The sequence below is a fragment of the [Flexibacter] sp. ATCC 35103 genome (genome assembly GCF_001975985.1).
Taxonomy (GTDB): Bacteria; Bacteroidota; Bacteroidia; order Flavobacteriales; family Flavobacteriaceae; genus Flavobacterium.
Genome location: NZ_MTQF01000001.1, coordinates 444,204 through 456,897 on the forward strand (window position 1 = coordinate 444,204; position 12,694 = coordinate 456,897).

Annotated in this window: 13 protein-coding genes; 6 read left to right on the forward strand and 7 right to left on the reverse strand. The window is 32.5% G+C overall.

Going from position 1 to position 12,694, the window contains the following annotated elements; all coding sequences use genetic code 11:
- Positions 1 to 9: 9 nt before the first annotated feature.
- The 5 genes from BXU01_RS01830 to BXU01_RS01850 form a co-directional block, all read right to left on the reverse strand.
- Positions 10 to 1,143, reverse strand: coding sequence for an aspartate aminotransferase family protein (locus tag BXU01_RS01830; RefSeq protein ID WP_083691439.1), 1,134 nt, complete (start codon positions 1,141 to 1,143; stop codon positions 10 to 12).
- Between the two features lie 153 nt (positions 1,144 to 1,296).
- Entirely contained in the window at positions 1,297 to 2,274 is a 978-nt protein-coding gene (gene argC, locus BXU01_RS01835; RefSeq protein ID WP_083691440.1) for an N-acetyl-gamma-glutamyl-phosphate reductase, read from the reverse strand.
- The gene (locus BXU01_RS01840; RefSeq protein ID WP_083691441.1) at positions 2,267 to 3,460 is read right to left on the reverse strand and encodes an argininosuccinate synthase; all 1,194 of its coding nucleotides are present in this window, start codon (positions 3,458 to 3,460) and stop codon (positions 2,267 to 2,269) included. The genes argC and BXU01_RS01840 overlap by 8 nt, the downstream gene beginning before the upstream one ends.
- A gap of 65 nt (positions 3,461 to 3,525) precedes the next feature.
- Positions 3,526 to 4,167 carry a GNAT family N-acetyltransferase gene (locus BXU01_RS01845; protein ID WP_055097918.1) on the reverse strand — a complete coding sequence of 214 codons (642 nt, stop codon included), beginning with the start codon at positions 4,165 to 4,167 and terminating at the stop codon, positions 3,526 to 3,528.
- Positions 4,168 to 4,696: 529 nt separating this feature from the next.
- On the reverse strand, positions 4,697 to 6,967 hold the full coding sequence (locus tag BXU01_RS01850; RefSeq protein ID WP_083691442.1) for a M1 family metallopeptidase: 2,271 nt from the start codon (positions 6,965 to 6,967) through the stop codon (positions 4,697 to 4,699).
- 187 nt (positions 6,968 to 7,154) lie between these two features.
- Here BXU01_RS01850 and BXU01_RS01855 point away from each other — a divergent pair, with 187 nt between their 5' ends.
- The 3 genes from BXU01_RS01855 to BXU01_RS01865 all read left to right on the forward strand — a co-directional run bounded on the left by BXU01_RS01855 (position 7,155) and on the right by BXU01_RS01865 (position 9,256).
- Positions 7,155 to 8,006, forward strand: a complete 852-nt coding sequence (locus BXU01_RS01855; RefSeq protein ID WP_083691443.1) for an aldose 1-epimerase family protein — start codon at positions 7,155 to 7,157, stop codon at positions 8,004 to 8,006.
- An 8-nt stretch (positions 8,007 to 8,014) separates the two neighbouring features.
- On the forward strand, positions 8,015 to 8,566 hold the full coding sequence (locus BXU01_RS01860; protein ID WP_083691444.1) for a GNAT family N-acetyltransferase: 552 nt from the start codon (positions 8,015 to 8,017) through the stop codon (positions 8,564 to 8,566).
- Between the two features lie 135 nt (positions 8,567 to 8,701).
- Complete coding sequence (locus tag BXU01_RS01865; RefSeq protein WP_083691445.1) at positions 8,702 to 9,256, forward strand: DUF3575 domain-containing protein; 555 nt, start codon at positions 8,702 to 8,704, stop codon at positions 9,254 to 9,256.
- Here BXU01_RS01865 and BXU01_RS01870 read toward each other — a convergent pair whose 3' ends face one another.
- Complete coding sequence (locus tag BXU01_RS01870) at positions 9,257 to 9,484, reverse strand: VF530 family DNA-binding protein (protein WP_083691446.1); 228 nt, start codon at positions 9,482 to 9,484, stop codon at positions 9,257 to 9,259.
- 104 nt (positions 9,485 to 9,588) lie between these two features.
- Complete coding sequence (locus BXU01_RS01875; protein ID WP_083691447.1) at positions 9,589 to 10,227, reverse strand: outer membrane beta-barrel protein; 639 nt, start codon at positions 10,225 to 10,227, stop codon at positions 9,589 to 9,591.
- 139 nt (positions 10,228 to 10,366) lie between these two features.
- Between BXU01_RS01875 and smpB the strand changes: the two genes are divergently transcribed.
- The 3 genes from smpB to BXU01_RS01890 all read left to right on the forward strand — a co-directional run.
- The gene (gene smpB / locus BXU01_RS01880; RefSeq protein WP_055097923.1) at positions 10,367 to 10,822 is read left to right on the forward strand and encodes an SsrA-binding protein SmpB; all 456 of its coding nucleotides are present in this window, start codon (positions 10,367 to 10,369) and stop codon (positions 10,820 to 10,822) included.
- A 74-nt stretch (positions 10,823 to 10,896) separates the two neighbouring features.
- Positions 10,897 to 11,538, forward strand: coding sequence for a hypothetical protein (locus BXU01_RS01885; protein ID WP_083691448.1), 642 nt, complete (start codon positions 10,897 to 10,899; stop codon positions 11,536 to 11,538).
- A 90-nt stretch (positions 11,539 to 11,628) separates the two neighbouring features.
- A partial coding sequence (locus tag BXU01_RS01890; protein WP_083691449.1) for a Fic family protein occupies positions 11,629 to 12,694 on the forward strand: 1,066 nt, incomplete at its 3' end.

Genomic DNA, 12,694 nt, shown 5'->3' on the forward strand with positions numbered 1-12,694 from the left:
CAAATTACATTATAACTCTTCTAAACTTTCTTTTAAAGCTACGATAAAAGTATCAATATCAGCTTTTTTCACTGTCAATGGTGGCAAAATTCTTAATAGATTTTTGTTGTTTGCACTTCCTGTAAAAATGTGTTTTTCGATGATTAGTTTTTTTCTTAAAGCTGCTACATCAAAATCAAATTCTACTCCAAGCATTAAACCTTTTCCTTTTACTTGTTTGATTCCCGGAACTTCTTTGATTTTTTCTAAGAAATATTCGTAAACTTCGTTTACATTTTTCTGTAAATCTAGCTTTTCAATTACATCCAAAACCGCAATTCCTGCTGCACAAGATAAATGGCTTCCGCCGAAAGTAGTTCCTAATAATCCGAAACTTGCTTCAAATTTTGGAGAGATTAAAATAGCTCCAACCGGAAATCCGTTCCCCATTCCTTTTGCAACTGAAATAATATCAGCGTTGATTCCGTGATGTTGAAACGCGAAGAATTTTCCGCTTCTTCCGTATCCTGATTGAACTTCATCTAAAATTAAAACAACATCATGTTTTTTACACGCTTTTTCTAAAGCCTGAAAAAACTCTGTTGTTCCTTGGTCTAAACCTCCAACTCCTTGAATTCCTTCGATAATTACTGCTGTAACATCTCCTTTTTCAAGTTCTGCTTCAACTAATTCGATTTGATTTAGAGGTAAAAAAGTAACTTCTTGTTGCGCATTAATTGGCGCTACAATTTTTTTGTTATCTGTAACGGCAACGGCTGCAGAAGTTCTTCCGTGGAAAGAATTATCAAAAGCTACAACTCTTGATTTTCCGTTATGGAAAGAAGCTAATTTTAAAGCATTTTCATTTGCTTCAGCTCCAGAACTGCATAAAAACAATTCGTAATCTTCTAATCCTGAAAGTTTTCCTAATTTCTGCGCCAATTCTACCTGCAAAGGATTCTGAATCGCATTCGAATAAAATCCTAAATGATCTAATTGATTCTTTAGTTTTTCTACATAATCAGGTTGCGTATGACCAATTGAGATTACACCATGTCCGCTATATAAGTCTAAATATTCCACTCCGTTATTGTCTGTAATTGTGCAATCTAGGGCTTTTACAGGAGTTATATCATAAAGTGGGTATACGTTAAATAAATTCATGTCTTTTTGTTTTTTTTGTTTCAGGTTTCATGTTTCAAGTTATATAGAGAACGTGAAACTTTAAACTTGAAACTATTGTTAAGCTTCATATTTCAGGTTTCAAGTTATGCACAGAACGTGAAACTTGAAACTTCAAACCTGAAACAAATTTTTCTAAAATCCGCTTGGTTTCAAATGTAAACCTGTGGTTTCTTCTAATCCGAACATTAAATTCATGTTTTGAATCGCTTGTCCTGAAGCACCTTTGGTTAAGTTATCAATGATTGAAGTGATTAAAATCCGGTTTCCTTTTTTCAATAAACTAATAATACATTTGTTGGTTTGAACGACTTGTTTCATATTGATGTTTGTCGTTGTAACGGTTACAAAAGGTTCGTTTTTATAGAAATCTTGGTATTTTGCTACTAAATCTTCTAAGCTTTCTTCAGAAGTTGTGTATAATGTCGCAAAAATTCCTCTTGTAAAATCTCCTCTATTCGGAACAAAAATTAACTCATCTGAATAATCTGCTTGCAATTGATTCACACTTTGGTTGATTTCTCCCAAATGTTGGTGTTCAAAAGCTTTATAATGCGACATATTATTGTTTCTCCAACTAAAGTGCGAAGTTTCAGCAAGACTTACTCCTGCTCCTGTACTTCCTGTTGTTGCATTAATATGAACGTCATCTTTAAGAAGATTATTTTTTGCTAATGGCAACAAAGCCAATTGAATCGCCGTAGCAAAACAACCTGGATTTGCAATAAAATTTGCTTTTTTAATTGCCGCTTTATTTAATTCAGGCAATCCGTAAACGAATTCTTTTCCGTCAAAATTAGCGTCTTTCGTTAATCTGAAATCATTTCCTAAGTCGATGATTTTAGTGTGACCAGCGAATTTATTTTCTTGTAAAAATGAAATCGATTTACCGTGACCCAGACATAAAAAAACAACATTTACGTCAGGATTTACAACATCAGTAAAATTCATTTCAATATCTCCCATCAAATCATGGTGCGCCACAGAAAGTGGTTTTCCAGCATTTGTCGTACTGTAAACAAAATCGATGTTTACATTGGGGTGATACATCAATATTCTGATAAGTTCTCCGGCCGTGTAACCTGAACCACCAATTATTCCGACATTAATCATGATCTAAATGATTTACAGATGAAAATATGTTTTGTGCATTTCCTAAAATCTTAATAAACCCTTTTGCATCGTCTGATGTCCATGCATTGTTCATTTCTCCGTATTGACCAAATCCTGTATTCATTAAATCATTATCTGATTCAATTCCGTCAAGCGAAAAATGATATGGTTTTAAAGAAACGGTTACAACACCATTTACTGTTTTTTGTGTGTCTTGCAAGAATGTTTCGATGTTTCTCATTACCGGATCTAAAAACTGACCTTCGTGAAATAACATTCCGTACCAGTTTCCTAATTGTTCTTTCCAGTATTGTTGCCATTTACCAAGAGTATGTTTCTCTAATAAATGGTGTGCTTTTATGATGATTAATGGCGCAGCAGCTTCAAAACCAACTCTTCCTTTAATACCAATAATAGTATCACCTACGTGAATATCTCTACCAATCGCAAAGGCATTTGCCAATTTTTCAAGGGCTACAATATTGTTTGATGGTTTGTCAAACTGACCATTTAAACCCACTAATTCTCCTTGTTCAAAATGCAATCTTACTTTTTCTTCTTCTTCTTTTTTCAATTGCGAAGGGTAAGCGTCACTTGGTAAGGGCTGGCTTGAAGTTAACGTTTCTTTTCCTCCAACACTTGTTCCCCAAAGTCCTTTATTGATCGAATATTGTGCTTTTTCCCAAGAATAATGAACTCCGTTTTTAGCCAAATAATCTACTTCTTCTTGTCTTGAAAGTTTTAAATCTCTAATTGGAGTAATAATTTCAATTTCAGGAGCAATGGTTTGGAAAATTAAATCGAAACGAATCTGATCATTTCCTGCACCTGTACTTCCGTGTGCGATCGCGCTTGCTCCTACTTTTTTAGCATATTTAATGGCTTCAATTGCCTGAAAAACACGTTCTGCACTTACTGATAATGGATATGTATTGTTTTTTAATACGTTTCCAAAAATCAAATATTTTATAGCTTTATCATAATATTTATCAACGATTGTTAGATTGGCGTGTTGTGCGCTTCCTAATTCGTAGGCTCTTTTTTCGATTGCTGATAATTCTTCAGCATCAAATCCTCCTGTATCTACAAGTACGGTGTGAACTTCGTATCCTTTTTCATTTTTTAAATATTTCAAACAATACGAGGTATCTAATCCTCCACTATAAGCTAATACAACTTTTTTCATTTTTTATAATTTAGGCTAATACTTTCGTATGTAGCAAGTTTGAGATTTCTTTTTAATTTATATTCTTAAGATAAAAAGCCAAAAGACATTATTTTATTTAAGAATAAAGCTTGTTTTATTTTCTTTAATCTTTTTAAGACAGCTTCGTTAAAAGGATGTCTTGGCGGATTTTTTTGCTTTTCTTTAGGATCATACAACATTCCGGTACAAAGGCACATTTTGTTTTCTTTGCTTTTTAGAATTTCGTAATTGGTACAGGTTTTACATCCTGACCAAAAACTTGGATCTGTTGTAAGTTCAGAGAAAGGCACTGGTTTATATCCCAGGTCAGAGTTGATTTTCATTACAGCCAAACCGGTTGTAATACCAAATATCTTAGCGTCCGGATATCTTTCTAAAGAATAATCAAACACTTTTGACTTGATCTTTTTCGCCAATCCTAAACTTCTGTAATCCGGATGTACAATTAAGCCGGAATGGGCCACGAATTTTCCGTGTTGCCAACTTTCGATATAACAAAAACCTGCAAATTTTCCGTCTGCCAGAGCAATCATCGCATCACCATTCGACATTTTTTTCTGAATGTATTCAGGAGTTCTTTTAGCAATCCCTGTACCTCTTAACAAGGCAGATGATTCTATTGTATCGCAAATTTCCTGTGCGAATTTGAAGTGTTCTTCCTGAGTAACAACAATAGAGATTTTCATTTCAATAGTTGAAGTTAGAGTTAAAAATTAAAACGTATTGTTTAGTTTGAAAAGAAGAAATCAATCCAATAAAAATAGACAAAATAGAAGTAACATTCTCAAAATCAAAAGTTTGATTAAGAAAATTTAAAATACAATATATACTTTTAGGATATGTTTGTCCAATGGACAAATTTTGTGATTTCAAAATGAAAAATGAATATAAATAAATACGCGGCGAAAAACTCTGTGAATACTATAGAGATAGTATCCGTACTTCGGGAGAAGTAGCAGGTGAGTTTGTCCGTGACAAAGAAGTTATATGTAAACTTATTTTATTCATTGGTGCAAAAGTACACTATTTTTTTATTTTCAAAACAAAAAATTAAAATTCTAACATTTTTTTAATGTTATGTTATTTTTGCGAGACTCTATCCCGAAGCTTCGGGACTAAGATAGTAAGGTTCTGAGTTTATTTTCTAAATCTAAAAAGAAAACCCGATAGTTACTAAAAACTATCGGGTTTTAAAAACTTTATAATATTGTATTTCTATTTTTTAGTAAACGGAATTGTTTCTCCACTACCTAAAATAATCATATCAAAACCGGTTTTAGCCTCATTATACTTAAATTTTAACCCGGCAGTTTTAGATTCAAAAGTATCTTTTTCGTTTTCAACAGGACTTACAGTGAATTTAGGAAAGTTTGTAATTTCAACATTTAAAGTGCTGTTTTTTTCCGTTACATCAATTTTCAGAGGCGCTCTTGAAGTTGAATATGCACCTAAATAGCTATCCAAAACCACATCCTTCTCTATGTTACCGTTTCCCGCTGTCCACAAGTTATTAGCATCATTGTTGTCTGGAAAAATATGATCCGGATCAAGTGTTATACTTTCGATTTCTTCGGTAGAATTATGTTTGAAAGTCCACACCGTATTGCGTTGCCAGATTTCTACAGGCAATTTAACTCTTGTAACTTTTCCGCTTTTTGTTTTTACATCTAAAATAACCGGCATTGGCATTTTATCGAAATTTTCAACTGTAATGGCAACTCCTTTCGAAGGATCATTTTTTATATATTTAATTGAATTTATCCCCTGATCAAAACGCCAGTTGTTTACATACCAGCTTCTCCAGAACCAGCTTAAATCTTCACCTGCAACATTTTCCATAGATCTGAAAAAGTCATCCGGCTGCGGATGTTTGTATGCCCAACGTTCGATATAAGTACGGAAAGCAATATCAAAACGCTCTTTTCCTAATATTTGTTCTCTTAAAATTACCAAACCAGAACTTGGCTTAAAGTAACAAAGCATACCAATATTCGCTTCCTTCATATTATCAGGCGAACTCATTATAGTTTCTAAAGAAGGTCTTGTAAATGACTCTGCTGCTTTGTGTAAATCTGTTGGAGCTTCGGCATATTCTCCTTTATTAAACTCAGTAGTACTCAATGAATTAATAAAAGTATTAAAACCTTCATCCATCCAGCCAAACAATCTTTCGTTTGAACCCACAATCATAGGGAACCAGATATGACCAAATTCATGATCTGTAACTCCCCATAAATCTTGTCCTTTTGAATCCCAGCTGCAAAAAACGATTCCGGGATATTCCATTCCGCCTTCATTTCCTGCTACATTTGTCGCTGCAGGATAAGGATATTCAAACCATGTTTTAGAGTAATGTTCGATTGCTGCCTTAACATATTCTGTAGAACGTCCATAAGCTGCTTCTCCAGCACTTTCTACAGGATAAGCAGATAAAGCCAATGATTTTTTACCACTTGGCAAATTGATTTTTGCTCCGTCTAAAACGAAAGCAGCAGATGATGCCCAAGAGAAATCACGCGCATTTTTTATTTGATAATGCCATGTTTTTTCTGCTGCAGCATTTGTATTTGCAGTTGCATTAACTTCTTCGGCAGAACGAATCGTTACTGTTTTATCGCTTTGACCAGCTTCTTTATAACGCTTAAATACTTCAGCAGGCAATACTTCGGCACCATTTATTAACTCTCCTGAACCTACAACGTAATGATTTGCAGGAACTGTCAGCTTTACATCAAAATTACCATATTCTAAATAAAACTCAGAAGCACCTAAATACGGATGTGTATTCCAGCCTCTTACATCATCATAAACACACATACGCGGATACCATTGTGCTATGGTGAAAATTTTACCGTTTTTAGTTTCTAAAACTCCCATTCTGTCTGATCCTTCAAAAGGAGCAATAAATGAAAATTCGATTTTAATTTTTACAGCCCCGCCTTTTGATGCTAATTCTTCAGGAAGAAATATCTGCATTCTGGTATCTGTAATTACAAATTTTGCCTCAACTTCGGTTTTTTTCTTTCCAACAGAAATTACTTTAACTGATTTGATTTTATTTCCACCATCAAAAACCTGTCCCTGAGCACCGTTACGACTTCCTGTTAAAGGTACAACAGCATTTCCTCGTGAATCTTCTTTAAATAAATTCTGATCTAAATTCAACCATACAAAACCTAATTTATCAGGACTATTATTCGTATAAGTGATCTCATCTGTACCAATAATCTCGTTTGTAGCAGCATTTAATTTTGCCGTTATCACATAATCTGCTCTGTTTTGCCAGTACTCAACTCCGGGCTGACCACTCGCAGAACGGGTTGATGTTCCGTTTTTTGTGTAAAAATGCGGTGCAAATGCATCGTGATAACTATAATTATTAACTGGATTTACTGCTGTTGTTGCAGGCTTTTGTTGCGCCCAAACAGAAGAAACTCCAACAAACAAAGCCAGGGTTAATAAGGCTCTTGAAGATTGTATTTTCATATTTTTTAGCTGTTTATGTAGCAAATTAAGGAAAAAAAAAGCTATTTAAAGGAAAAACAGGAATCATAAATTTAATTTTAGCAAAATTTTACCAAAAAATAATTTAAAGGATTTTCTTAAAAAAATAAAATTTATAAAATATATTTACATCACTATTAAGATTCATTCATTTCAATATTAAAATACTTTGAATACAACTATTTCAAATTCAACATTAAGCGCATCTATAAAACATTCAGGAGCCGAATTATATTCTTTAAAAGATAATAAAAACAAAGAATACATTTGGGAAGGAAATCCGGATTTCTGGGGAAAACATTCTCCTGTCCTTTTTCCAATTGTAGGCACATTAAAAAATAATACTTATAGCATTAACGGAAAAGAATATCAATTGCCAAGGCATGGTTTTGCTCGTGATATGGAATTTCAATTAATCGACAAAACTCAAAACAAAGCTGTTTTTTCATTAAAATCTGATGCTGAAACCTTAAAAAAATATCCTTTTGAATTTGAATTACAACTTATTTATACCCTTAATGATGCTTCATTAGATATCGAATATAAAGTAATTAATAATGGTGAGAGTAAAATGCCATTTTCGATTGGAGCGCATCCGGCAATAGCTTTACCTGAAAATTTCGAAAGTTATTCTTTTGAATTTGAAAAGGAAGAAGCTTTAAAATATTACCTTTTAGAGAACGATTTGATTTCTAACGAAACTAAAATTTTAGAAACAACTAATAATCTTATTCCTTTAAACTACAAATTATTCGAAAATGACGCTTTGATTTTTAAAACCCTAAACTCGAATTCATTGACAATCCTTGAAAACTCTTCTCCTTATATAAAAGTAGATTTTGAAGATTTTCCCAGTTTAGGAATCTGGACAAAAGAACAAGCGCCATTTGTTTGCATTGAGCCTTGGTTAGGATACTCAGACACTGCCGAAAATTCAGGAGATTTATTTGAAAAAGAAGGAATTTTAGTTTTAGATGCAGACCAGACATTTAATTCAAAATTTAGTATAAAAATATTATAATTAAGAAAATGCTAGAATTTAATTTTACTCCATTTCCTCTAATAGAAACAGAACGTTTGCTTTTAAGAAGAATAACAAACGACGATGTAAATGAAGTTTTCGAATTGCGGTCGAATCCTGAAACCATGAAATACATCCCGAGGCCATTAGTAAAAAACAATGAAGATGCATTGGAACATATTGCTATGATTGAAGATAAAATCGTAACAAATGTGGGGATCAACTGGGGAATAACTTTAAAGGATAACCCAAAACTTCTTGGGATTATTGGATATTACAGAATGCAACCTGAAAATTATCGTGCCGAAATTGGCTATATGCTTTTGCCGGAATTTCACGGAAAAGGAATTATTCCCGAAGCTGTTAATCGATTAATTACGTATGGTTTTGAAGATTTAAAACTACATTCGATAGAAGCCGTAATTGACCCAGAGAATTACGCTTCTGAAAAAGTATTGCAAAAATGTGGTTTCGTTAAAGAAGCGCATCTAAAAGAATCTGATTTTTATGAAGGCCGCTTTTTAGATAAGGTAATTTACTCATTATTAGAACCTAAGTAATTCGTTCTTATCATTAGAAAAAACATTCCTGTTAAATTAAAGCATTTTGATAATAGTAATTAATGGTTTGCGTTATATTTGCACGCAAAATAAGTAATAGAGTCTTATTTTAATACCACATAATCCTATTTTTTTATGAAAAAATATTTAATCCTGTTTGTTGTTTTCTTTTCCATTCAATCTCAAAGCCAGACATTTATTAAGTTCAATGCCGCAACTGCTTTACTTGCAATACCTAATGTTGGTATCGAAACGAGTATTGGCAAAAATTTTACTTTTAGTGTTGATGTAATGGCTTCTTTTTGGGAATCTTTTAATGGACATAGCCCAATGAAATTTTACACATTGACTCCTGAACTGCGTTACCATTTTAAAGAAAATTTTAACGGATTTTATGTAGGTGGTCATGCTGGTCCGGACATTTACGAAATACAAAAATGGAATTACTGGGACTCTAATAAATATGAACATGGTTTTGGTTACCGTCTGGGAGTTACAGTTGGATATAACCTTAAATTGAACGATAAATTTTTATTGGACTTTTTTGCAGGAGCTGGCTGGCACCAAGGTTTTTATCATGGTTATTACAATGACGGAACTCCGGGAAGATATGAAAAAGCGCCAAACTGGAACAAGAGTGGAGAATGGCTTCCATACCGCGGAGGTGTTATGATCTCTTATAAATTGTAGTTAATTAGAGAATTTAGGTAAAGATTTTACATATAAATCCTCTACTTTTTTACGCGCCCAATCAGTTTTTCTTAGAAAAGTTAAGCTTGATTTTACACTTGGATTTGACATAAAACACTTTATCGGAATTAATTCTGCCAAAGTATCAAAACCGTAATGATTTACAAGTGCTTCTACTATTTTTTGAAGTGTAAGTCCATGTAAGGGATCTTTTGATTGATTTTGCATTTTATGATTTTAAGATAATATTAAAAAGACCGTGCCTGAAAAAGTACGGTCTTTTCTTTTTTACAAAATTACTAAATTGAAATGTAAATCAATCTACAACTATTTTAGAATATAAATTTAAATCCAAATGAAAGTGGAGAAGTTAAATTTGGATTACTTCCGCCTAAAGCACCATTATAAAATGATTCAACATTTGCTACATGTGCCAATCCAAAATTGGTAACTGTCGTTTTTTCTCCGTTTTTAGGATCCAGTGTTGTTGAAGTAAAGTTCGCTAAATCATAAGAAAACTCAACAGAGAAATTCTTTGTAACAAAATAATCAAATCCTCCAGAAAGTGATAAGCCAATTTGATTCACTTTTAAGTCACTTTCTTTTTCTTTTCCTGTTATAATTGGCGCAGCTAATTGACCAAAGAAATATAACGAACCAGCAACATTCCAATATTTTCTTGCTAAAGGCTCAATAACAATTAAATCTGTCTTTGCTGCAGTTCCTGCTTTTGAATCAGATTTGATATTTATAAGACCAAACCCGGCACCAACAGCTACAGATGGAGTTACAAATGTTCCTACAATTGGCAATACAGATAAACTTGTATTCTTTACATCTGCAGTTTTAGTTTGTTGATATCCAAATTGCGAAGTTGCAAACCAGGCTCCCTTTAAACCCTGAGTAGTCTCTTGTGCTTTTGCTGTTAAACCTATTAATACAAAACTGGCAAGTGTTAAAATTTTTTTCATGATTAAAGTTTATTTTTAAATTATTTAACAAACTTACCGGTAAGCTTTATCTTCAAAAATGATTAAAATCATAGATTAAAAAAAATCTTTAGTTATCTTTGATAGCACCAAAGTTTTCAATTTTGTTTACATTTGCATTATGTTAAAAACAGTCAATATACTTAATAAAAGAGCTCGATTTGATTATGAGATAATCGATACGTATACTGCCGGAATTGTTTTATCCGGTACAGAAATTAAATCGATACGATTAGGGAAAGCTAATATCACAGAAAGTTTTTGCGAATTCAGTAATCTTGAACTGTTCGCAATTAATACTTACGTCGAAGAATATACGTTTGGAAACCAGTTCAACCATAAATCACGAAGCGAAAGAAAATTGCTTCTGAATAAAAAGGAATTAAAAAGCCTTCATAAAAGTGTTCAGGCAAAAGGACTTACTATTGTTCCTTTAAAATTATTCACCAATGAAAAAGGACTTGCAAAATTGCAAATAGGACTTTGTAAAGGAAAGAAAAATTACGACAAACGTGAATCTCTTAAGGAACAAGACACGAAACGCGACTTAGACCGAATAAAAAAAGCTTATAATTAAAGTTATTTAGCAAACTGAAGTATTTCCTTACTTTTTATACGTATTTTTACTACAATAATTTTAAAAATTGTAACATGAAAAAATACTTAACTTTATTAATAACTGTTTTAATCTTCTCAGGTTGTGGCACCAATACTTCTATTGTAAATAGTTGGAGAGATCCAAAAATAACAGTCGCTCAGGAAAATTTCAAAAAAGTTTTAGTAGTAGCATTAGTAAAAGACGAAGCTTCCAGAAGAGTAACTGAAAACAGAATCGCTGCCAGTAATGAGATATTCAAAACTTCTTACCAATACCTAAACGAAACAACTAAAAATCTCACACAAGAGCAAAAATTAAAAATATTGCAGGATGAGAATTTTGACGGAGTTATTACCTTGCGTTTAGTGAGCACAGAAAAAGAAACCAATTATGTCCCGGGAAGTTATACAGGAATGTATTATGGTGGATTTGATGGCTTATATACCGGAATGTATGGTTATGGTTTTGGAAATTGGTACGGCATGTATTCTCCTAACTTTTATGATCCGGGATATTATCAGGAAACTACATCTTATATGGTAGAAACAAATGTTTTTTCATTAAAAGAAAACAAACTAATCTGGACAGGAACTACAAAATCGGATTATGTTACAGATTTAGGCCAAACTGTTGATGCTATTATGCAAACAGTTGTAAAAGAAATGAGAAAGGACGGATCACTTCCTCCTAAATAAAAAGAATTACTAAAAGCAATAGTTATCTATTGCTTTTTTAATTCAGATAAAAATGACTAAATTTGTCAAGACAATATAATTCATAAAAAAATGAAAACACTTCTTAAAAACGCGAGAGAACAAAAAGGATTAAAGACTCGGGAAGTGGCACAAATACTTGGTATTGATCAGGCTTTGATAAGTAAATTTGAATCAGGAACGAGAAAACCTACTAAAGATCAAATTTCTAAACTTGCTCAGCTTTTAGAAATTGATTATGAAACTTTAATGATCGCGTGGCTTAAAGAAAAAATTCTATATGAAATTGGAGATGATGAATTTGCTTTAAAAGCTTTAATACTAGCCGAGCAAGAAATAAAATATAATAAAACAGTTTCGAAATTAAAGATTTCCAATACTTTCGAAAAACTTTTAAAAGAGATCGATCTTTTAAAAGAAAAACTAGATAGTTATCGTAAATATGATAGTTTTAGAATCACTCAGGCATTAGAGTTAGAATACACTTTTGAAAGTAATCGTATTGAAGGCAATACAATGACACTTCGCGAAACAGATATGGTCATTAATGAAGGTTTGACTATTTCGGGAAAAAGTATGCGCGAACATTTAGAAGCTATTAATCATCAAGAAGCGATTGGTTTTATAAAAGATTTGATGCAAAGAAATGTTTCACTAAACGAACGTGATCTTTTATCCATTCACAATTTAATTTTACGCGGAATAATTCCTGAAGATGCAGGACGTTATAGAAAAGTCCAGGTTATGATACAAGGAAGTACACATATGCCGCCACAACCTTTTATGATTGCAAAAGAAATGGAAGATTATTTTATTTGGTACGAAATCAACAAGAACAAATTACATCCAATAATCCTTGCTGCCGAAATGCATGAGAGATTAATCACAATTCATCCTTTTATTGATGGAAACGGGCGAACTTCTCGTCTTGTCATGAATTTAATTCTATTACAAAAAGGTTACATCATTGCAAATATAAAAGGAGATTATGATAGTCGTATCCAATACTATCAAACTCTTGAAACTGCTCAAACCAAGAATAACAAAGAAGACTTTTTACTCTTTGTTGCTCAAATTGAAAAAGAAAATCTAGAACGATATATTAGTATTATTGGCCTGAGTTGTCCTGAAAAAGGTT